This window comes from Snodgrassella sp. B3837 (genome assembly GCF_026535955.1).
GTDB lineage: Bacteria > Pseudomonadota > Gammaproteobacteria > Burkholderiales > Neisseriaceae > Snodgrassella > Snodgrassella alvi_E.
In genome coordinates, this window is the sequence record NZ_JAFNPI010000015.1 from 206,868 (window position 1) to 228,375 (window position 21,508).

Annotated in this window: 20 protein-coding genes; 6 read left to right on the forward strand and 14 right to left on the reverse strand. The window is 47.4% G+C overall.

The genetic code is table 11. From position 1 onward, the window contains the following. Positions 1-7: 7 nt before the first annotated feature. The 5 genes from J3U67_RS06095 to J3U67_RS06115 all read right to left on the reverse strand — a co-directional run bounded on the left by J3U67_RS06095 (position 8) and on the right by J3U67_RS06115 (position 5,241). Entirely contained in the window at positions 8-790 is a 783-nt protein-coding gene (locus tag J3U67_RS06095) for a hypothetical protein (RefSeq protein ID WP_267390588.1), read from the reverse strand. Between the two features lie 67 nt (positions 791-857). After that, a complete protein-coding gene (locus J3U67_RS06100) occupies positions 858-2,171 on the reverse strand; it encodes an NAD(P)/FAD-dependent oxidoreductase (RefSeq protein ID WP_267404267.1) in 1,314 nt (437 codons plus the stop codon). 74 nt (positions 2,172-2,245) lie between these two features. Then, a complete protein-coding gene (locus tag J3U67_RS06105; RefSeq protein WP_267404269.1) occupies positions 2,246-3,130 on the reverse strand; it encodes an ABC transporter permease subunit in 885 nt (294 codons plus the stop codon). Continuing rightward, entirely contained in the window at positions 3,123-4,091 is a 969-nt protein-coding gene (locus tag J3U67_RS06110; RefSeq protein ID WP_267404271.1) for an ABC transporter permease subunit, read from the reverse strand. Before J3U67_RS06110 ends, J3U67_RS06105 begins: the two co-directional genes overlap by 8 nt. A gap of 19 nt (positions 4,092-4,110) precedes the next feature. Beyond that, the gene (locus J3U67_RS06115) at positions 4,111-5,241 is read right to left on the reverse strand and encodes an ABC transporter ATP-binding protein (RefSeq protein WP_267404273.1); all 1,131 of its coding nucleotides are present in this window, start codon (positions 5,239-5,241) and stop codon (positions 4,111-4,113) included. A 526-nt stretch (positions 5,242-5,767) separates the two neighbouring features. On the opposite strand from J3U67_RS06115, the gene coaBC reads away from it, so the two are divergent. Further along, a complete protein-coding gene (gene coaBC / locus J3U67_RS06120; RefSeq protein ID WP_267404275.1) occupies positions 5,768-6,955 on the forward strand; it encodes a bifunctional phosphopantothenoylcysteine decarboxylase/phosphopantothenate--cysteine ligase CoaBC in 1,188 nt (395 codons plus the stop codon). 60 nt (positions 6,956-7,015) lie between these two features. Then, a complete protein-coding gene (gene dut, locus J3U67_RS06125; protein ID WP_267404277.1) occupies positions 7,016-7,477 on the forward strand; it encodes a dUTP diphosphatase in 462 nt (153 codons plus the stop codon). Positions 7,478-7,603: 126 nt separating this feature from the next. On the opposite strand, the gene ppk1 is transcribed toward dut, so the two are convergent. From ppk1 to aroQ, 9 genes are all read right to left on the reverse strand, one after another. Then, on the reverse strand, positions 7,604-9,667 hold the full coding sequence (gene ppk1, locus J3U67_RS06130) for a polyphosphate kinase 1 (RefSeq protein WP_267404279.1): 2,064 nt from the start codon (positions 9,665-9,667) through the stop codon (positions 7,604-7,606). Positions 9,668-9,752: 85 nt separating this feature from the next. Beyond that, positions 9,753-10,304: a serine O-acetyltransferase gene (locus J3U67_RS06135; protein WP_267404281.1), complete on the reverse strand. Its 552-nt coding sequence runs from the start codon at positions 10,302-10,304 to the stop codon at positions 9,753-9,755. Between the two features lie 73 nt (positions 10,305-10,377). Further along, entirely contained in the window at positions 10,378-10,650 is a 273-nt protein-coding gene (locus J3U67_RS06140) for an oxidative damage protection protein (RefSeq protein ID WP_100140344.1), read from the reverse strand. 63 nt (positions 10,651-10,713) lie between these two features. Continuing rightward, a complete protein-coding gene (gene argA, locus J3U67_RS06145; protein WP_267404283.1) occupies positions 10,714-12,051 on the reverse strand; it encodes an amino-acid N-acetyltransferase in 1,338 nt (445 codons plus the stop codon). Further along, positions 12,048-12,845: a hypothetical protein gene (locus tag J3U67_RS06150; protein WP_267404285.1), complete on the reverse strand. Its 798-nt coding sequence runs from the start codon at positions 12,843-12,845 to the stop codon at positions 12,048-12,050. Before J3U67_RS06150 ends, argA begins: the two co-directional genes overlap by 4 nt. 121 nt (positions 12,846-12,966) lie before the next feature. Next, positions 12,967-13,863: a 50S ribosomal protein L11 methyltransferase gene (gene prmA / locus J3U67_RS06155; protein WP_100151707.1), complete on the reverse strand. Its 897-nt coding sequence runs from the start codon at positions 13,861-13,863 to the stop codon at positions 12,967-12,969. Between the two features lie 93 nt (positions 13,864-13,956). Then, positions 13,957-15,315 (reverse strand): acetyl-CoA carboxylase biotin carboxylase subunit, encoded by a 1,359-nt coding sequence (accC, locus tag J3U67_RS06160; RefSeq protein ID WP_100140340.1) that lies wholly within the window; start codon positions 15,313-15,315, stop codon positions 13,957-13,959. A 45-nt stretch (positions 15,316-15,360) separates the two neighbouring features. Further along, positions 15,361-15,825 carry an acetyl-CoA carboxylase biotin carboxyl carrier protein gene (accB, locus tag J3U67_RS06165; protein WP_267390576.1) on the reverse strand — a complete coding sequence of 155 codons (465 nt, stop codon included), beginning with the start codon at positions 15,823-15,825 and terminating at the stop codon, positions 15,361-15,363. A 42-nt stretch (positions 15,826-15,867) separates the two neighbouring features. Next, on the reverse strand, positions 15,868-16,326 hold the full coding sequence (aroQ, locus tag J3U67_RS06170) for a type II 3-dehydroquinate dehydratase (RefSeq protein WP_100157237.1): 459 nt from the start codon (positions 16,324-16,326) through the stop codon (positions 15,868-15,870). 251 nt (positions 16,327-16,577) lie between these two features. Here aroQ and queA point away from each other — a divergent pair, with 251 nt between their 5' ends. The 4 genes from queA to J3U67_RS06190 all read left to right on the forward strand — a co-directional run bounded on the left by queA (position 16,578) and on the right by J3U67_RS06190 (position 21,498). After that, positions 16,578-17,621, forward strand: a complete 1,044-nt coding sequence (queA, locus tag J3U67_RS06175; RefSeq protein ID WP_100151705.1) for a tRNA preQ1(34) S-adenosylmethionine ribosyltransferase-isomerase QueA — start codon at positions 16,578-16,580, stop codon at positions 17,619-17,621. Between the two features lie 18 nt (positions 17,622-17,639). Beyond that, a complete protein-coding gene (gloA, locus tag J3U67_RS06180; protein WP_267404292.1) occupies positions 17,640-18,026 on the forward strand; it encodes a lactoylglutathione lyase in 387 nt (128 codons plus the stop codon). Between the two features lie 652 nt (positions 18,027-18,678). Then, complete coding sequence (locus J3U67_RS06185) at positions 18,679-19,620, forward strand: ABC transporter substrate-binding protein (protein WP_267404294.1); 942 nt, start codon at positions 18,679-18,681, stop codon at positions 19,618-19,620. A 336-nt stretch (positions 19,621-19,956) separates the two neighbouring features. Further along, positions 19,957-21,498 (forward strand): Re/Si-specific NAD(P)(+) transhydrogenase subunit alpha, encoded by a 1,542-nt coding sequence (locus J3U67_RS06190; RefSeq protein WP_267404296.1) that lies wholly within the window; start codon positions 19,957-19,959, stop codon positions 21,496-21,498. Positions 21,499-21,508 lie beyond the last annotated feature (10 nt).

Genomic DNA, 21,508 nt, shown 5'->3' on the forward strand with positions numbered 1-21,508 from the left:
TCTGGGCTTAGGCAAAAGTAGCCATGGCGGCCAGTTTGATTGTGTCCTTACCATAAATGTTGGCGTTGAAATGGCGCATCCAACGAATCTTACGCAGGCTTTTGGCTACTGTCTGAAACACCTCTTGTGGCTGTTGTTGTAGAATACTGTCCCACAATGCTTTAGCCTGTTCAGCAACGCCAAAATCCTGCATTAAACGAGCTCCGGAATGTAGATAGCATAACCAATCCCGTGCATGGCAGTGTGGCAAAGTCATTACAGACAATGGATCGTCTTCAAAATCTATAAAGCCAATGCTGTTATGGTTGATATAAATCATGTTGCGGGCAAAGGTTTCACTTAGATATTGGTTGCGCCTGTGAACATCTTCTATCGCGTTAAGGCCAAGTTGCCAGCGTTGCAGCAGGATTTCAGGCTCGGATTTTTGCTTTTTCCACTCTTTTTCCAGATTGTGTTCGCCCATGTGGCTAATCATCAAAGCATCAGGCTGCTGAGCCAGAATAGCCGGTACCTGTACACCAGCTGTGCTAAGTGTTTGCAGGCGGGTTGCTTCGGTTTGCAATGAGGATATACCACCCAGATTGGGTACGGGTAGTAGAATGTCTATTCCACTGATTTTCTGAACAATTTTTAATAAGCGATAGCGCCATATACTGTTGCGTGCCCCTGCCTGCCGAACCCAAACTTTTTCTCCGTTTGCCAGTGTATGGCTTTGCATCAGGCCGGTTTGTATGCGCAGGCATTGTTCTAGAGCGTGTTGATAAAAAGCATGAGTATCGGAAACGGACATGTAATTTATTGCTGAATCTTAAAACTGGGAATTGATTGTACTATAGTTGGGTTGGTTACTCTTTAATTTAAGGTAATAAATCTTTTAGACGGTAATAAGCAACGCCCAGCCATTGTGAAGGTAGGCGCAGCAGCTTACCACCCGGAAAGTTTCGATGCGGGATGGTTTCAAATAAACGCAGGCGGCTGTCATCTCCGCTGATGGCTTCGGCAATTATCTGACCACCCAGCCCGGTAGCAGCCATGCCGTGACCGGAAAATCCTTGTAAAAAATAAAGTTGTGGATTGAGACGGCCGAAATGAGGAGCTCGATTCATGCTAATGTCTACCCGTCCGCCCCAAGTATATTCTATTCGTACGTCATTCAGCTGTGGAAACACTTTTAGCATATCGCTGCGCATGCTGCGTATAAGTTGTTGCTGAGCAGGTTCTTGGCCGGAATAATTGACTTTGCCACCGAAAAGTAGTCGGTTGTCAGCACTAAGGCGGAAATAATCCAGTACAAAGCGGGTATCACATACGGCCATGTTGTTGCGGATAAGCTGCGTCGCTTGTTCACCTAGTGGTTCAGTGGCAATTATGTAGGTGCCTACCGGCAGAATTTTGCTTTCCAGTGTTTGAGTAAGAGGGTGGTGCAGGCTACGGGTAAAGGCGTTAACGGCTAGTACCACGTTTTTGGAAACTATAGAGCCATTCGGTGTGGTAATACGATAGCCGTGTTGCCATGGTTCAAGATTGAGCATGGGTGAATGTTCGAATAATAATGCCCCTGCGCTGGCGGCAGCTTTTGCCAGCCCATGGGTGTAATTAAGCGGATGCAGATGCCCAGCCAGCTGGTCAAAAATAGCCCCACAGTAGCGCTCACTGGCCAATTGCTGTTGCAACTGAGTCTGATTCCAAATTTGATAATCGTGAAACTGGTAGTTTGTGGCTGCTTCCTTTACCCATGCTGTTAAAGCATGCATATGGTGCGGGCGAATGGCAACATGAGCATAGCCGCGCTGCCAGTCGCAATCTATGTTGTATTCCCGTATTTGCTGTTCTACTAGATTGACGGCTTCGCAGCTCCACTTCCATAAGGTCTGTGCATTTTGCTGGCCAATCATACTGGCTATCTTGCTCATTTCAGCTGCATAGCCATAAATTACCTGACCCCCATTGCGACCGGAAGCTCCGTAGCCAATCTGTGCTGCTTCTATAAGGGCAACGCTGCGATTCTGCTGAGCCAGTGGTAAGGCAGTGCCGATACCGCTGAGGCCTCCACCGATGATGCATGTTTCTACTTCTAAAAGACCTTGTAAGCTCGGATATTGTGTGTGTTGGTGCTGGCTGGCCTGATAGTAGCTGTGTACTGGTTCGGCTGAAAGGAATGTGTCAGACATGAGTATGGTGGGAATCTGAGTGCAGAAATAAAAAAGCAGTTATCGTTTGTCTGGATAACTGCTGTGCTGGGATATTATGATTTACTGGCTTCCAGTAGTTGACTCTGGCGATAGGCCTCGGCCATTTCGCGTTCGCGACGGGTATTTTGCCTCATCATGAAGTAGTTGATGCCGATAACCAGTGTGCCGACCAATGCAATGATGATGGTGGCCAGTACGTTCATTTGTGGATCCAGACCCAGTTTGATTTTGGAGAAAATTATCATGGGCAAGGTGGAGGAGCCGGGGCCGGATAGGAAGGAAGTTATAACCAAATCGTCCAGTGACAGGGTGATGGATAACAGAAAACCTGAAGCGATGGCTGGTGCGATGGATGGCAAGGTAATCAAGAAAAATACTTTTAATGGCCTTGCGCCAAGATCTTTGGCTGCTTCTTCCAGTGACTGATTCAGCTCCGATAAACGCGAGCGGATAATCACCGTTACATAAGCCATGCACAGGGTGGTGTGACCTAGCCAAATAGTAAAAAAGCCGCGTTCGAAATACAAAAAGCTGAAAGCGCTGTTTTGTAACAGCATCTGTACCTGAATAATCAGCAACAGCATAGACAGGCCAGTGATGATGTCAGGCATCACCATTGGTGCGGATACCATACCCGCAAACAGGGTATTGCCTCGGAAACGCTTGATGCGTGAGAGGGCGTAGCCAGCGAGTGTGCCCAGAATAACGGCTGCTGCGGCCGAACACAGGGCTATACGTACTGACAACCATGCGGCATCCAGTATCTGCTCATTTTGTAATAACTTGCCGTACCACTGCGTAGAAAAGCCGCCCCATACGGTGACTAGCCTTGAGTTGTTGAAGGAATAGATAATCAGAATAACCAGTGGCATGTACAAAAAAGCCAATCCCAAAAACAGCATGCCTCTTAGAAACCAAGACGATGTGTGCTTATGCATGGTTGGCTCCTTCTTCAATTTCACGATTTTCGTAACGGTGGAATAAAGCAATTGGGATAACCAGCAGCATTACCATGATGACGGCTACGGCAGAAGCTAGCGGCCAGTTGTTTTGGTCGAAGAATGCCTGCCATAAAACTTTACCAATCATCAGATTTTCAGGACCGCCTACCAACTCAGGAATCACAAATTCGCCTACGGCGGGTATAAATACCAGCATGGAGCCGGAAATGATGCCGGCTTTGGATAAGGGCAGGGTGATGGATACGAAGGCTTTAATCGGGCCGGCACCTAAGTCTGCGGCTGCTTCGAGCAGGCGATTATCCAGTTTTACCAACTGGGTGTACAAAGGCAGAATCATAAATGGCAGGTAAGCGTATACCATGACGAGATTCAGGGAAAATGAGTTGTAAAACATGTCTATCGGATGGCTGATCAGTCCCCATTTTATTAAATAGGTATTGATGATGCCGTTATGGCCGAGCAGACTCATCCACGCATAAACTCGCAGCAGAAATGAGGTCCAGAATGGCAGCATGATAGTCAGTAACAGACCGTTGCGGATTTTTTCAGGTGCGCGCGCGATGGCGTAAGCAATCGGATAGCCGGCAAGCAGGCAGATTACAGTGGTAGTAAGGGCGGTTTTAATGGATAACCAGTATGTCAGCAGGTAAATGTTGTCGCCGCGATTACCGAGCAGCATTTGTCCGAGTGAATGCCAAAAATCGTTGAAGATATCGGCGTAATTCTGATAGCTGACCAATATGTTTATCCGACCCAGTTCGCCGTCGATGTGATACAGCGGGGTATACGGCGGAATGGCAATATCCTGTTCGGCAAAGCTGATTTTGAGTACGATGAAAAAGGGTACCAGAAATAGTACCAGCAGCCAGATGTAAGGAATGCCTATAACAAGACCCTGTGAAGGACGCAGGCCTTTGAGACGGTTAAACCAGTTCATGTTTAAGCTCCTGCAGCTGTTAGTGGGTCAGCGGGCTTGCCTGATTGTCTGGCCAGCTAATGTAAACTTTTTCTTCCCATGTTGGCATGGGGATGCTGTATTGTTCCCAGTAGGAGGATAAAACCTGGCTTTTGATGATTTTGCCGGATGGTAGTTGGATATGGAAAATACCGAAGCTACCGAGATAGGCAATTTCTTTCACAATGCCGGCTGTCCAGTTGTATTCCTGCTGCGGTTGTTCGCGATAAATGTTAATGTCTTCAGGGCGAATGGATAACCAGATGTTCTGATCTTCTGGACCACTAATGCCGTGTCCGAGGTAAACCAGCTGTTGCAGGTCGGGGCAATGAATAATGGTGTGGTCGGCACCGTCTTCAGTCACTTTGCCGGCAAGGATGTTGGTTTCACCCATGAATTCAGCAGTAAAACGGCTGTTGGGGTAGTCGTAAATATCGGAAGGCGTGCCGACTTGCTGCAATTGTCCGTCGGACATGATGGCAATGCGTGAGGCCATAGTCATGGCTTCTTCCTGATCATGGGTAACCATAATGCAGGTGGCGCCCACTTTTTCCAAAGTGTTTACTAGTTCGAGCTGGGTTTGCTGACGCAGTTTTTTATCGAGAGCACCCAGCGGTTCGTCCAGAAGCAATAGTTTAGGGCGTTTGGCCAGACTGCGTGCCAGTGCAACACGCTGCTGCTGACCGCCGGAAAGCTGATGCGGTTTGCGTTTGGCGTATTTTGTCATTTGCACTAGGCGCAGCATTTCTTCTACCCGTGCACTGATTTCATCTTTCGGTAGCTTATCCTGTTTCAAACCGAATGCGATGTTTTGTTCAACACTCATGTGTGGAAACAGTGCATAGCTTTGAAACATCATGTTGATGGGGCGGTCGTAGGGCTGCAATTTGGTGATGTCTTCACCATCTAGGATAATCTGTCCCTGTGTGGGCGTTTCCATGCCAGCCAGCATGCGTAACAACGTTGATTTCCCACTGCCGGAGCTGCCAAGCAAGGCGAAGATTTCATTTTTTTTGATGGTAAGGTTGACATGGTCTACAGCGTAGTTGTCGCCATAGGTTTTGACAATGTCTTTAATCTGTAAGTAATGTGCGGGATCGGCACCTGGATTGGTGGTTGCGTTTTCGCTCATGATATGTGTTACTCCAGAAAAATCGTTCCAGCCAATGCTCGGCATAGGGATGTTTACAGTAATGTGTAAAGAACGGTGCAAAAACGATTCTGCTCCTGCTTTAGGGGAGGCATTGTATGCAAGCATTTTGTGTGGGGCAATGAAATTTAAGTGTTAATACAATTAAATTCTCCACTCAGGGTATAACTTAGCATGAAATCAGGTATTTAGTGGTAATTTACTAACCTGAATTAATTTTTGTTAGGATTTGGTATGGCTGTGATGATTGGCTGTGATGTGGCTGGCAGCCGCTGTGCTGCTTAGTGTACCATGTAATAATTGTCTGTTATATTTTCGTTTAGGCTGGGGTAGCCAGTTTGTTGTACGGCTATACTCAACGTGTGTCGTTTTCAGCTGTCGAGCCTGTGGGCGGTATTGATTGATTATGCAAAAATTTTTTCTATTAATCAATTAGTTTGTTTTATTTTTCTGTCTGGTCAGCTAAGTTGTCTGTTGCATTTGCTGCAGGCTAGTTCAGGGTATGGTAATGAAGAAGAAGGTATTGTTGGGTATTTGTGGTGGGATTGCTGCATACAAATGCTGTGAGTTGGTTCGGCTGCTGAAAAAGGCAGGACATCAGGTGAATGTGGTGATGACAAAGGCAGCCACTGATTTTGTCAGCCCGACTACTTTTCAGGCTCTGAGCGGAGAACCGGTGTTGCTGGATACGCATGATGGTTTATCCGGTAATGGTATGGCACATATTAATCTGAGCCGTCAGGCTGATGTGATGCTGATTGCGCCGGCTTCTGCAAATACTCTGGCTAAAATTGCCCATGGGATGGCGGATAATTTGCTTACCACGTTGGCTTCGGCACGCAGTTGCCCGCTGGCAGTGGCGCCAGCTATGAATGTACAAATGTGGAATAATCCGGCCAATCAACGCAATTTAGCTTTGTTGCGACAGGATAGGGTACAGATACTAGGACCGGCTGATGGAGAACAGGCCTGTGGTGAGGTGGGAAGCGGGCGTATGCTTGAAGCAGCCGAATTGGCTGAATTGCTTGCTGATGTATGGACAGTGCCGCTGCTGGCTGGAAAGCGTGTCTTGATTACAGCCGGAGCAACATTTGAAGCTATTGATCCAGTGCGCGGGATTACCAATATATCTAGCGGACAGATGGGTATGGCTCTAGCGCGGGCTTGCCGCGCTGCTGGTGCGAGTGTTTCTCTGGTGTACGGACAGATTCAGACGCCGCTGGCAGCTGGGATGGCTTTTGCTGAACAGGTAAGCAGTGCTGACGAGATGCTGGCGGCAGTACAGCGATTACTGCCACAGCAAGATGTTTTTATTGCGGTGGCAGCGGTAGCCGATTACAAGGTTAGCAACCGTAGTGAACATAAACTAAAAAAACAGGCTGGACAAAAGGCGCCGGTAATTGAGCTTACGGAGAATCCTGACATTCTCGCTACGGTGGCCGGCCGGCCGGATGCACCTTTCTGTGTTGGATTTGCTGCTGAAAGTGAGCATGTGCTGGAACATGCACGTGCTAAGCGAGTGAAGAAAGGTGTGCCTCTGTTGGTTGCGAATGAGGTTAGTCAGGCCATGGGTAAAGCCACAAATCAGGTGATACTATTGGATGATGAACAAGAAACCGTTTTGCCGCAAATGAGTAAAGACGATACGGCAACTGCTATTATTGAGCGGCTGGCTCAGCTTTTTGTTCAGCGCTAATTGATTCTGCCAGTAGATTGCAAGTGGTATTTTTGTGTGAAATTTATTTAAAGACGAGTTATGAGTGCTTCTGAGTTATCTGTACAAGTTAAGATATTGAATCCGCTGATGGCGGAGCAGTTACCCCAATATGCTACTATTGGTTCAGCAGGTCTGGATTTACGTGCCTGTATTGATGCTCCGCTTACTTTACAACCGGGAGAAAGTTGTCTGTTGCCTACTGGTCTGGCGATTTATCTGGCTGACCCTAGCTACGCAGCCCTAATACTGCCGCGCTCTGGTTTGGGACATAAGCATGGTATTGTGCTTGGTAATTTGGTGGGGCTGATTGATTCAGATTATCAGGGAGAACTGAAAGTATCATTGTGGAATCGCAGTCAGGAGGCTTACGTGATTGAGCCTTTGGCACGAATTGCACAAATGATGATTGTGCCGGTGATGCAGGCCGCGTTCACTGTGGTTGATGAATTTGCTCGCAGCAATCGAGGCGAAGGCGGTTTTGGCAGTACCGGTCATCAATAATTAAAATTAAGTAAAAGAAAAGCAAGGTATCCAAACGGATAACCTTGCTTTTTTTGCCATGGCACTGGCTAAACTGCTTGCTGCAATATTATTTCAGCTCTATGGCTCTTAGAGTGTTTCACCGCTTTATTGCTGCCGATAGCGTTCAATCAGCAAATTCTGCATATTGGTTAGCTGTTCGTTGGTGGCTGGTTTAATACGCTGATACTGACCATCCGGCTGCATTTGCCACGCACACTGATTATCGGCCAGAGCGAGCATCAGTGTTTCCTTAATTATACGTTGTTTCAGCTCTGGTGTTTCGATTGGTGTGCAGATTTCCACGCGGCGAAAGAGATTTCTTCCCATCCAGTCGGCGCTGGATATCCAGACTTTGGTATCACCACCATTTTCAAAATAGAATACCCGTGCATGTTCGAGCAGACGGCCGACAATGGAACGCACGCGAATATTTTCCGACAGCCCTTTTACGCCAGGGCGCAGCACACACATCCCACGCACAATCAATTCGATCTGCACCCCAGCCTGACTGGCTGCATATAATGCTTCGACTATGGTGGGTTCGACCAGTGCATTCATTTTGGCTATGATGCGTGCGGTTTTGCCGGCTTTTGCTTGTTCGATTTCGCCGTTGATGCTGTCAAGCAGCATTTTGTGCAGCGTAAACGGACTCTGGGCGATTTTATTCAGATGATTCGGTTGTCCCAGTCCGGTGATTTCCATGAATACGGTGTTGACATCGACACTGATATCGCGGTTGCAGGTCATCAGGCCGAGATCTGTATAGATGCGGCTGGTACCTTGATGGTAATTGCCAGTGCTGACATGAGCATAACGTTTCAGGATACCTTCTTCACGGCGTACAATCAGTGCCATTTTGGCATGCACTTTGTAGCCGAAGACGCCATAGACAACGTGGGCGCCGGCTGCTTCTAGCTGGCCAGCCCAGTTTAGGTTGGTTTCTTCATCAAATCGTGCCATCAGTTCGACAACGACAGTAACTTGTTTGCCACTTACTGCTGCTTTCATCAGTGCTTTGACTAAATCGGAGTTACTGCCGGTACGGTAGATGGTCATTTTAATGGCGACAACCTGTGGGTCATCCGCTGCTTCTTGAATCAGACGCACTGTTGGCTCAAAAGACTGATAAGGGTGATACAGCAGAACATCCCGCTGGCTAATGATGCTGAATAGATCGCGGTTTTTACTCAGTAAGGCTGGTGTGCCAGGGATAAAGGGAGTAAATTTTAAATCGTTACGTTCTACCATATCGGGTACCGCCATCAGACGTACCAGATTCACCGGCCCATTCACTCGATACAGTTCATCTCGTCCGAGATGAAAGTGGCTGAGTAAAAAATCGTATACATGTGCCGGACAGTTGTCGGCTACTTCAAGCCGCACACCCTCACCGTACTGGCGTCCCTGTAGTTCACCGGCTATTGCAGTACGCAAATTTTCCAGATCTTCTTCGTCCACGCTTAAGTCGCTATCGCGGGTGATGCGAAATTGGTAGCAGCCTTTTACGGTCATGCCGGTAAAGAGGGTATGTACATGAGCATGCAAAATGGAAGACAGGAATACGAAACCATCGTGGCCGTTGCATAATTCTCTAGGCATTTTCAGTACCCGCGGCAGAATGCGCGGTGCCTGTACGATGGCCATTCCCCCTGTGCGTCCGAAAGCATCTTTTCCTTCCAGCTCGACGGCGAAATTCAGTGATTTATTGAGTAAGCGCGGAAATGGATGCGACGGATCCAGTCCAATAGGTGTCAGAATGGGCAACAGCTCATGGCGGAAATAATCGGCTACCCATTGCCGCTGAGCTTCGCTCCATGCACTGCGTGGATAAAAAGATATGCCTTCATTACGTAAAGCTGGAATCAATTCGTCGTTGAATAGGCGATATTGCTCAGCAATGATGGCATGTGCTTCTTTGGTGACATGGGCAATAACGGTGTCTGGCAGTTCGCCGTTGGCCAGAGGTGTATGTGGTGACAAAGCACGGGTACGGCGCAGCCAAGCCATGCGTACTTCGAAAAATTCATCCAGATTGGAGGAAACGATGCACAAAAAGCGTAAACGTTCGAGCAGTGGAACCTGTGTATCCTGTGCCTGTGCCAGAACGCGACGGTTGAATGCGAGCAGGCTGAGTTCACGACAGAGTAGATGCGGCTTAGTTTCGGACATGGAGCATACCTGTTACTGTCATTTAGAGTAAGAGAGTGTCAGTTTGGTGTTAATTAGTTAACATTCGCACTGTTTTGGCTGTAGGTCAAGTTTTGTCTGCTGCCATTGGTGGCCAGCGGTTGTGGATAAACTGTGCGGGCTGATGATAATTCAGAACTTTGGCATAATTTCCGGCAGCGGTGGCGTTGGCTGGTATGTTTTTGGTAACGACACTGCCCGCACCAATGGTGGCGTTGTCGCCGATGTGAACATTTTCAATTAGGTTACAGTTAGGACCAATGTAGACATTGTTGCCTATTCTGGCTGCCGGTCCGTTGTTGGCACCGATAACAGTATAGGGGGACAGGTTGACATTCTCACCCAGCCGTGCGCTGCTATTAATGATTAATGGACCACCATGACCGATATAGAGTCCATAGCCGATGGGCGTACGCGGGCTAATGATGATACCGCTGCGGTGCTTCTGCCAGACATACATCGGGTAAGCCAATTTGCGCCATGTGCTTGTGGCTGAAGCCAGCCGCAGCCAGCAGGTAAATCGAAAGCCACGATTACATAGATAATGACGTAGGAAAGCACGCCAATCTGTTCGGCCACTGTAACGATATAAATCACTTTTAATAAGCTGTATCACCATAAAAACTATATTACCTTAATCTGGCAAAAGAAAAGGCTGTGTACCTGCTAAGCAGGCTGACAGCCTTTACTGATTATTCTTCTGGTGGAGTGTAACCGCTGATGTGGTCGGCGCCGTCTCCGAAGAAGTAATTTTCCATTTGCTGGGTGATATATTGACGCGCACGTGGATCCGCCAGACTAAGCCGGTTTTCGTTGATAATCATGGTTTGATAACGTAACCAGCCGTCCCAGGCTTCCTGCGATACATTATCGTAAATGCGTTTACCTAGTTCATTGGGGAAGGGCGGAAATTTCAATCCGGGTGCTTCTTTGCCTAGTTTGACGCAATGCACCATATGACTCATGTGTCTTCCTTTATGGCAATCGGGGAAAAGGGTAGATTGTAAAAGATTTTGGGCTGGTTGCGTTTAAAGCTGACGGCTAAATATTTTAGACTGGCGTTTATTGCTGGTGTATTGCTGCTGCCGCTCCAGAGGTAATTGCGTCAGTGTGGCTGAGGTAAAGCCGCGCTCGACGAACCAGTCACCGGTGTGGGTACTTAACGCAAACAATGTCTGAAGCTGCAATTGCCGTGCCTGTTTAATAACATGTGCCAGTAATAGTTCACCGTATCCGCGTGCGCGAGCAAACGGAGAAACAATCAGGCATGCCAGCTCGCCGGCTTGTGCATCAGGGTAAACATGCAGTGCCACACAGCCGTATACGTAGCAATCTTGCTCGAGCACAAAAAACTCTTGAATGTGGTTTTCCATATATTCACTGTCGCGCGGCAACAGTATACCGCTGGCCTCCAGCGGGGCAATAAGTTGCAGGATATCACCGATGTCTTTGTTTTCAGCCGGCCGCACACGCATAAACGGCGCTTTAGCCATTGCTGTACCGCTACCTTCACGCGTGAAAAGCTCCTGTAGCAAGCTGCCGTCCTGTAGACCGGATACTACATGGACGCGTTGTACGCCATGCTCCAGTACGTGTGCTGCTGTTTGCAAAAGTTCGGTCTGGCGTTTATTCATTACGCTCTTGGCCAGCAATTGGTTGATTTCAATGCAATTGAGTTCACTGATGGTTTGCTGCTGTTCATCGAGCAGACCCGGTTGTGTACCCAAAAAAATCAGTTTTTCTGCATGAATGGCTTCTGCCACTGCCTGAGCAACTTCATTGACCTGCAAACGGTAGCACTGTCCACTAAGCGAGTGGCCTATCGGGCTGATTAATACTAGCTGATTATGAGCCAGCCGTTCTTCAATGGCAGCTGCATCAACTTTACGCACACAGCCGCTGTAACTCATATCGACACCGTTAATCACGCCTAATGGTTTGGCGCGCAGAAAATTTCCGCCAGCAAGACGTACATTGGGTGCACTGTGCTCCATAACTTGTGTCGGTATCATCGACAAGGCAGCTTCCAGATTAAACCGGGCAATGCCGCTGGCTTGTTTGACTAATTCCAGAGCGCGTTCATCAGTAATGGGATTTTCGTCGATGCTGTTGGCTGTGTTCTGACCGGCTATAGCCTGTATAAACTGGCTACAACCGTGAATGATAACCAAGCGCATACCCAAACTGGTCAGTAGCAGAATATCGGCGGCTAGTGCAGGTAGTTTGTTGCTGACCAGTACGTGGCTGCTGATGGCCAGTACCACTGTTTTACCGTTTAGATGATGAATATACGGTGAGGCTTGGCGAAAGTCGTGAACAAAACGGTGATTGTGAAAATTGTCCTGATTACCTGTTGAGGTGCTCATTTTACTGCCATTAAATAAAATAACTGCATCATTAGCACAGTAAGTGCAACAATGGTGGCCAGTGTCCAGTTAAATTCTTTGGATAATTTGTCCTGCTGGTGATGCAAGAATTCGGTTTTGGCATGGATGGCATCGGTTTTTTCGATAGCATCATTGAGCAATAATGGTACATCCGCCTGATTTGGATTGTCATTAGGCAATAAGGTAAAAACAAGATTATTCAGGTTATTCACATTGCTGTTCATGGAAATGTTAGTAGTGTTTTCTTCGGCAACCGGTATCGGAGTGTTGCTTGTGGCCGGTGTTTCTTTTTCCGGTTGTGGTATCGGTGCCGGATTGAGCAGCAGTTCGCTGCTGGCTAGCTGTGGCTGAGGCTTATGCAGCTGCTCTGGTTCCGGTTCGGTCACAGTAGGCAAACGGATTTCTATTTTGTTGGATACCTGATTCAGTAGGGTATTCAAATTCGGCCGTTTATCGATGACAGCCGTGTTTTTAGGGGTAGGTGCACTGGTAAATATCTGTGCCCGTCTGCTACTGGGCTGATTGAGATTCAGTGCGCTGGAAAGCATATCCATGACCTCATCAGCATTTGGTACTTGTTTCTCGGCAGCAGAGTTCTGTTTTTTACCGGCTGACGCTGGCGGGGTGACGTTTTTATTGGTGCGGATTTTTGAGACCACCGTAAATTGATGCTGACACTGCTGACACACAACACGTCCCCCGTCGCGCGGTGGTGTTGCAACGGTATTTTCTGTATGGCATTTGGGACAAATAACAGTAATTGTTTTAGACATGATTATTTCAGCAAACCAATATAATTAAAAGGAGTAATTCTGTTCTGTCAAACGTAAGGAGCCATTATTCTGTGTCAGTATGCCATACCAGTGCCATAAGGCAAATGACTAAGCAGTTTTATTATGCTCTTTTGCGGCCAGTAATGCATACCCAGCCTTCCAGTGTTCTGGGCGAATTCAGATCAAACCATTGCTGATAGATTTCACTGAGCTCTTCTGTCTGTTCAGCCAGAATACCCGAAAGCACGATCTGGCCGCCCGTACGGGTGCGTTCAGCCAGCATCTGCGCCAATAACCGCAACGGATTGGCCAGAATATTGGCAACGACAATATCAAACTGCTGTTCGGGCGGAAGGTCGTCCGGCAGATAAAACTCGGCATGGACATGGTTCTGAAGTGCATTGTCTTCGCTGGCACGAAGCGCCTGCGAGTCAATGTCAACGCCACAAGCACGGCCACAGCCCAGTTTCAGAGCTGCTATGGTGAGAATGCCGGAGCCGCAGCCATAATCAAGCAGGGTTTCGCCACCACGTATATTTTTATCCAGCCATTGCAGACACAAATGAGTTGTTGGATGACTACCGGTACCAAAGGCCAAACCGGGGTCGAGTTGCAGATTGATTATGTCTGTATCGGCTGGCTGCTGGTGCCAAGATGGCGTAATCCACAGGCGAGATGAAATCTGAATCGGGTCAAACTGCGACTGTGTCAGTCTTACCCAGTCCTGCTCCGGAATAGTCTCTAGATAATACTGGGGCATTGGAAAGGCACAATCGCGTGCAGCAGCAGAAACAATCGCTTCGATATCGGCATTTTCATCAAACAGTGCCACGATATTGCTTTGTTGCCACACTTGTTCGGCAGGCATATTCGGCTCGCCAAAAATTGGCTGCTCATTCTCGTTGCCGGCATTGGCGTCTTCAATGGCTGTACTTAGGGCACCGTTTTCTATCAGCGCGTCGGAGAGTCTGTCTACCTGCTCCTGAGAAACTGTGATGACAACTTGTTGGTAGTGCATGGCTTTTTATTACCGTAATTGGATGTTTTATAAAACTTCAGGCAGCCACTGCGGCTGCCTGCAAACAAAAGCGCAATGTATGCGTATTGTAAATTATTTTTGTGCTTCTTTGTGTTTTTGTAACCATTGTTCAAGATAGTGAATACTTTCACCACCTTGAATGAAGCCGGGATCGGCAAAAATGTCGCGGTGCAGGTTGGTATTGGTTTTAATACCGGTAATTGCTAGTTCCTGTAATGCAACGCTCATTTTGGCAATAGCTTCGTCGCGGTCACGACCATGGGTACATACCTTCCCGATCATACTGTCGTAGTAGGGTGGGACGGTGTAGCCCTGATAAATGTGGCTATCGATGCGTACACCATTGCCACCAGGTTGGTGACAACTGGTAATTAGGCCGGGACTGGGTACAAAGGTGTAGGGATCTTCGGCATTGATGCGGCATTCGAACGCATGTCCCCGTAAGCAAATATCATCCTGTGTATAGGATAACGGCAGGCCGGAAGCTACGCGGATTTGCTCCTGTACTATATCCACGCCAGTAATCAGCTCAGTAATAGCATGCTCAACTTGTACACGTGTATTCATTTCAATGAAGAAAAATTCGCCATCTTCATACAGAAATTCAAATGTACCGGCACCACGATAGCCGATGCGCTGGCAGGCAGCTACACAGGCATTACCGATACGCTCTCGTTCTTCAGGGGTAATAAATGGTGCCGGCGCTTCTTCAATAACTTTTTGGTGTCGCCGTTGCATGGAGCAGTCTCGCTCGCCTAGATAAATGGCGTGGCCATGTTCGTCGCATAATACCTGAATTTCAATATGGCGCGGTTTTTGTAAATAGCGCTCCATATACACGGCCGGATTGCCGAAGGCAGCACCGGCTTCGGTACGTGTCATTTCTACCGAAGAAAGAAGGTCTTCGGCTTTTTCTACTACGCGCATGCCACGGCCACCGCCGCCGCCAGAAGCTTTGATTATTACCGGATAGCCGACTTCGGCACCAATTTTTTCAATTTCGTGCGGGTCTTCCGGTAGGGCGCCGTCGGAGCCGGGTACGCATGGCACGCCAGCAGCCTGCATGGCTTTTTTTGCGGAAACTTTGTCACCCATCTGGCGAATGGTTTCCGGCCGCGGGCCGATAAATACAAACCCGGATTGTTCTACCTGCTCGGCAAAACCGTCGTTTTCCGCCAGAAATCCATAGCCCGGATGGATGGCATCGGCATCGGTTACCTCAGCTGCAGAAATCAGGGCAGGAATGTTCAGATAACTTTGGGCAGAGCTGGCAGGGCCGATACATACGGATTCATCGGCCAATTTTACATGCAGGGCATCACGGTCGGCTTCTGAATGTACAGCCACAGTTGCAATGCCCATTTCATGGCAGGCGCGCAGAATGCGCAGCGCAATTTCGCCGCGATTGGCAATAAGAACTTTTTTTAACATAAGGCAGCACCTTGTAAGAAACGGGAAAGATTACTGAATTGAGGATTACTCAATAATAAACAGTGGTTCACCGAACTCTACAGGCTGCGCATTGGATACAAGAATTTCTTTTACTACGCCGCTGTGGTCAGCTTCGATTTCATTCATTAGTTTCATTGCTTCGATGATACATAGGGTATCGCCAGCATTAACGGTCTGACCTACCTCTACAAACGGGGCAGAAGTCGGACTGGCGGCACGGTAAAAAGTGCCGACCATAGGGGATTTAACGGCCTTGCTTAAGTCGGGGCCGGTTGTTTCAGGCGCAGCAGCGGCTGCATTCTCTGTGGGTGCAGCTGCTGGTGCGGCCATGATGGCAGGCTGCTGCATTGGTGCAGCATACATCTGCTGCTGGTTGGCGGCAGTGGTACGGGTAATGCGTACTTTTTCCTCACCTTCGGTTACTTCGATTTCGGCAATGCCTGACTCTTCTACCAAATCAATGAGCTTTTTAAGTTTACGTAAATCCATAATGATAAACCCTTGTGTGATTGGAGCTGGCCGCAATAGGTATTAGTGTTGGCGGCCGGTCTCTTGAATGTATTCAATTGCCCGATGTAATGCTGCTTCATAGCCGTACACGCCCAGACCGCAGATTACCCCTAAAGCAATATCAGAGAGATAGGAATGGCGCCGGAATGCTTCGCGTGCATGTACATTGGATATATGTACTTCGATAAATGGTTTGCCTGCAGCGGCAAAAGCGTCGCGGATGGCTACACTGGTATGTGTGAACGCGCCCGGATTGATGATTATGAAGCGGGTATCGTCGGATAAAGCCGCCTGAATCCGCTCAATCAAGATGTGTTCGGCATTGCTTTGTAATGTTTCCAATGTCATACCGGCTGCCTGTGCCTGTTGTTGCAGCTTCTGATTAATGTCTGCCAGTGTGGTCTGACCATATATATGCGGTTCGCGCACCCCCAATAGATTGAGATTGGGGCCGTTTAAAACCAGAATTGAGGCACTCATAAAATGTTTGGTTTTTGCAAAATTGCGCCATTTTTGCCGAAAATGAGCGCAAATGTCCAGTATTTTTGTATTTTTTTGATTATTTAAACCATGGTTTTGTCTGCCGTGGTGTGCTTGCGGCCTTATTTTGCTTGCTCCTGCCGGCACCATCTGGTGCGGATTCTGTAGCGGGCTTGTGATGTGGTTGGCTGTTTTTCAGTATGAGCCGGTAGGCATATAATACGACTTTTGCCTTGTTCAAGCACGTATACATGCATATAAATGATTTTGATTTTGATTTACCGCCTCACCTGATTGCACAGCATCCGCCGGCTGTACGTGGCAGTAGCCGTTTATTGGTGGCTTTGCCGGGGCAGTCACCTGTTGACAGTAAGTTTACCTGTTTGGCCGATTATGTGGCTGCCGGTGATGTGCTGGTGTTTAATAATACGCGGGTAATGAAGGCGCGTCTGTTTGGCCATAAGGCCAGCGGCGGCCAGATTGAGGCGCTGATTGAACGAGTGCTGGACGCACATACGGCGCTGGCGCATGTGCGCTCCTCTAAATCGCCAAAGCCCGGTACGGAGCTGATTTTCGAAGGAGGTTTGCATGCACAGATGCAAGCACGGCAAGGTGAACTGTTTGTACTGCATTTTGCCGGTACGCAGACAGTATGGGAATTGCTGGCTGCTCACGGCCATTTGCCATTGCCACCTTATATTACCCGCTCAGCGGATGATGACGATGATGAGCGCTACCAGACGGTGTATGCCAAATATGAGGGGGCAGTGGCTGCGCCCACTGCTGGTCTACATTTCACCGATACTATTTTGCAACAGCTGCGAGATAAAGGGGTGCATCTGACGGAAGTCACCTTGCATGTTGGTGCCGGTACTTTTCAGCCAGTACGGGTGGAAAATATTGCTGAGCATCACATGCACAGTGAATGGTATGACGTGAGTGAAACTGTGGTAGCTGAAATTGAGGCAGCCCATGCACGGGGCAATAAAGTTTGGGCAGTGGGCACCACAGCGGTGCGGGCATTGGAATCTGCCGCACGCAGTGGCAAGTTGCAGGCTGGTCAGGGTGATACCAATATTTTTATTACACCCGGATACCAGTTTAAGGTGATTGACCGTATGATTACTAATTTTCACCTGCCTAAATCCACGCTGTTAATGTTAGTTAGTGCGTTTAGTGGTTATGATGAAATCCGTGCTGTATACCAGCATGCGATTGCTGAACAATATCGTTTTTTCAGTTATGGCGATGCTATGCTGCTCGGTAATCTAAGCCGAATCGGACAGAATAATTAAAATAGAAAAGGAACAATTATGAGAATGTTACATACTATGCTGCGTGTGGGTGATTTGGATAAATCATTAGCGTTTTATCAGGATGTGCTGGGTATGAAGCTGTTGCGCCGTGAAGATTTTCCTGGTGGCCGTTTTACGCTGGCATTTGTTGGTTATGGTGAGGAATCTGACACCACGGTGTTGGAACTGACCTATAACTGGGATACGCACGCGTATGATTTAGGAAGTGGTTACGGCCATATTGCTATTGAAGTAGAAGATGCCTATGCTGCCTGTGATGCCGTACGTGCCAAAGGCTGTAAGGTGACTCGCGAGGCCGGTCCGATGCAGCACGGCACGACAGTGATTGCGTTTGTAGAGGATCCGGATGGATATAAAATAGAATTTATTCAGAAAAAGAACTAATTTCTCTTTTGGTAAAAGCTGATTTTGAGCTTTTTATACCAATACTTTTTCTCCGGCAAATGGTTAGCGTACATTCTTATAGATTAAACGGGTGTTGAATGCTATCTTTGCCGGTTTACCTTACTTTTTTAATTCATCTGTTCAGGTGTCTACACTGAAATACATTCTTAAACACGGCAGCCTGCAAAGTTTTTATAGGAATAGTGAAGGTGTGGCTGTCTCTGATATTGGCTGGCACCACTAGAAGGAGTGTGAGCCATTGGTCTGAAATATTTGCTAAGTTTTAATAAACAAGTTTCGTGTATTTTGATATTGCTGGTTTTGGCAGGTAGTTTTCTGCTGCTGGTATGAGTTGATGTGTATTCTGCTGATTAGATTACGTTGTTTGTGTCGGTTGCGGAGAGTGTAGTGCCAATATTGTTTGCATCTTTGAATGAAAGAACAGGCTGGCAGATTGTGAGTGTTTTGCCTTGGTCTGATTATTGCCCGCTTCATTGGCTTTAAACTGCGTACATTCGGATACTTGAACAAGCTCTGCCATCTTTGTCGGACTCCTATAGTTAAGATTTCGTGTTTGTAACCATTGCAGACTGGACTTTTGTTTGTATATAAATGATAATAATTATCATTATTTTACATGTAAGGGGATGTGATGATAAAAAGATTCTTAGCAGTGGTGGTATTGTCGGCGTTGGCTATGGGGCTGAGTGCCTGTCAGACTAATGCTTCAGTATCTGTTACTCAGGCTACAGATGAGGCAAAACTGCCGGCTTCGCCACAAAAAATTGCGGTGATGGATTTTGGTGCAATGGATACGCTGGATGCACTGGGTGCTGGTAGGCGAATAATTGCTGCACCAATTAGTAATATGCCTACCTATTTGCACCAGTATCAGAATCGACAGTTACATGATTCTGGCAAAATGAAAGAACCAGACATTGCTGCTATTCGGGCATCCAAACCAGACTTGATTATTATGAGTGGGCGGCAAAATGCTTTTGCAAAAGAGTTAGAATCCATTGCACCAACGTTGAATTACTCGGTAAAGACTGATAGCAATTATTTTGCTAATGTGCAAAAACAAATTCTTCTGCTAGGTAAGCTGGCAGGTAAGGAAGCTTTGGCGCAGCAGCAATTACAAGCGTTAGCCCTAAAAATGAATGCAGCACGTGAGTTGGCTGAGCACAGCACGCAGAAAGCCATTATAGTGCTGCATAATGATGGCAAGGTAATGCTGATGAATCAGGGTAGTTATCCAGCATTAATTTTTGATGAGCTGAAGATTAAACGTGCACTGGAAGTAGATGAATTGCCGGTACAGCAAAGCAGTAAGGATGGCAAACCAACACGTTTAATGGTCGATAACAGCTTTATTACCCAATATCATCCAGATATTGTGTACGTTGTTGACCGCAGCAAAGCCATTGGAAATACACCTATGCGTAATGATTATTTTGACAGCAGCGTGTTGCAACGTGCCGGTACCAGAGTGGTCTATCTGAGTGCAGATTTATGGTATCTGTCAGGTAATGGGCTGGAAAGTTTAAATGAACAGATTGACGAAGTTGTCAAACCTTTGAATGATATTAACTAGAATTCAGTCTGTGGTACATAAAAATCAGCCTTTACATACGCGGCTGGTTTTTTTATGTATTCATGTCTGCTGGAAGATTTATGTTAAATATATATGCTAATGGAATGTTTTGTTAAGTTTTTTAAATCAGCGGAAATAACGACAAGGTTACAGTTGTGGCAGTGTATTTTTCGATAATATAGCGACTGTATTGTTGTAGCGAATCAGGCAAAGCTGGTCGATAGCCAGTGGGGATTTTAGATAGCAGCTGGAGACCACTTTGAAACATTCATGAGCCTGTTACGCTGTGTTAACAAATAGTTTATTTAACGGCACCTTCCTCGGAAAGGAATAATAATGAAGATAGGTATTCCACGCGAATCACTTGCCGGTGAAACCAGAGTGGCGGCCACGCCGAAAACCGTTACCCAACTGATTAAACTGGGGCATGAAGTTGTAGTTGAGCATGATGCCGGCAAAGCCGCCAGTCTGTCAGACGGATTGTATAGCGAAGCCGGTGCCACCATTGCTGATACGGCTACGGTATGGCAGTGTCCGCTTATATTTAAAGTAAATGCGCCTAATGCTGACGAAATTACAGCCATGAATGAAGGCACGATTTTGGTTAGCTTTATTATGCCGGCTCAGCAGCCTGACCTGCTAGAAAAGCTACAGGCGAAAAAAATTACCGTGCTGGCGATGGATATGGTGCCGCGTATTTCACGTGCACAGGCTATGGATGCTTTGTCTTCAATGGCCAATATTAGCGGCTACCGTGCTGTTATTGAAGCTGCAGAAAACTTCGGCCGCTTTTTTACTGGTCAGATTACTGCAGCCGGTAAAGTACCCCCTGCCGAAGTGCTGGTGATTGGTGCTGGAGTGGCTGGTCTAGCGGCGATTGGTACTGCTCGCCAGCTTGGAGCTGTAGTAAATGCATTTGATACACGCCCCGAAGTGGCCGACCAAATCGAATCTATGGGCGGAAATTTCTTGCGCCTAGATTATCAGGAAGAAGAAAGCAGCAGTGGAGACGGTTACGCTAAAACCATGAGTGCTGCCTACATTGCAGCTGAAATGGAATTATTTGCAGCTCAGGCAAAACAAGTTGATATTATTATTACTACAGCAGCCATTCCGGGTAAGCCAGCACCTAAGCTGATTACCCGTGAAATGGTGGACAGTATGCGTGAAGGCTCGGTAATCGTGGATTTGGCAGCCGCTACAGGTGGCAACTGTGAATATACTGAGCTCGGTAAAATTGTTACCACTGCCAATGGCGTAAAAATAATCGGATATACCGATATGGCCAACCGCTTGGCCGGCCAGTCATCTCAGCTGTATGGTACCAATCTAGTAAATCTGGCGCGTTTGCTCACCCCTAATAAGGACGGTGAGCTGGCACTTAACTTTGAAGATGTCATTATTCGCAACATGACGGTTACCCACGCTGGCAACAGCATGTATCCGCCTCCACCGATACAGGTATCTGCTGCGCCCAAAGCAGCGGCTACAGCCGCTGCACCGGTTTCTGCGGCTGCACCAAGTGTTGCCCCTGATAAGAGCAATAAAAAAATTATCTGGGCGGCTATTGCCGTGATATTGATGTTATGGATTGGTGCTGTTGCACCGGTAGCGTTTCTTAACCACTTTATGGTGTTTGTCCTTTCCTGTGTAGTGGGCTACTTTGTGGTGTGGAATGTGAATCATGCCTTGCACACGCCGTTGATGTCGGTAACCAATGCGATCTCTGGCATTATTGTGGTCGGGGCATTGCTGCAAATCGGTCAGGGGCACGGTTTTGTATCCCTGCTTGCCTTTATTGCAGTGGCGATAGTCAGCGTAAATATTTTCGGCGGCTTTGCTGTTACCCGTCGTATGCTTAATATGTTTCGTAAGTAAGGGAGAAACA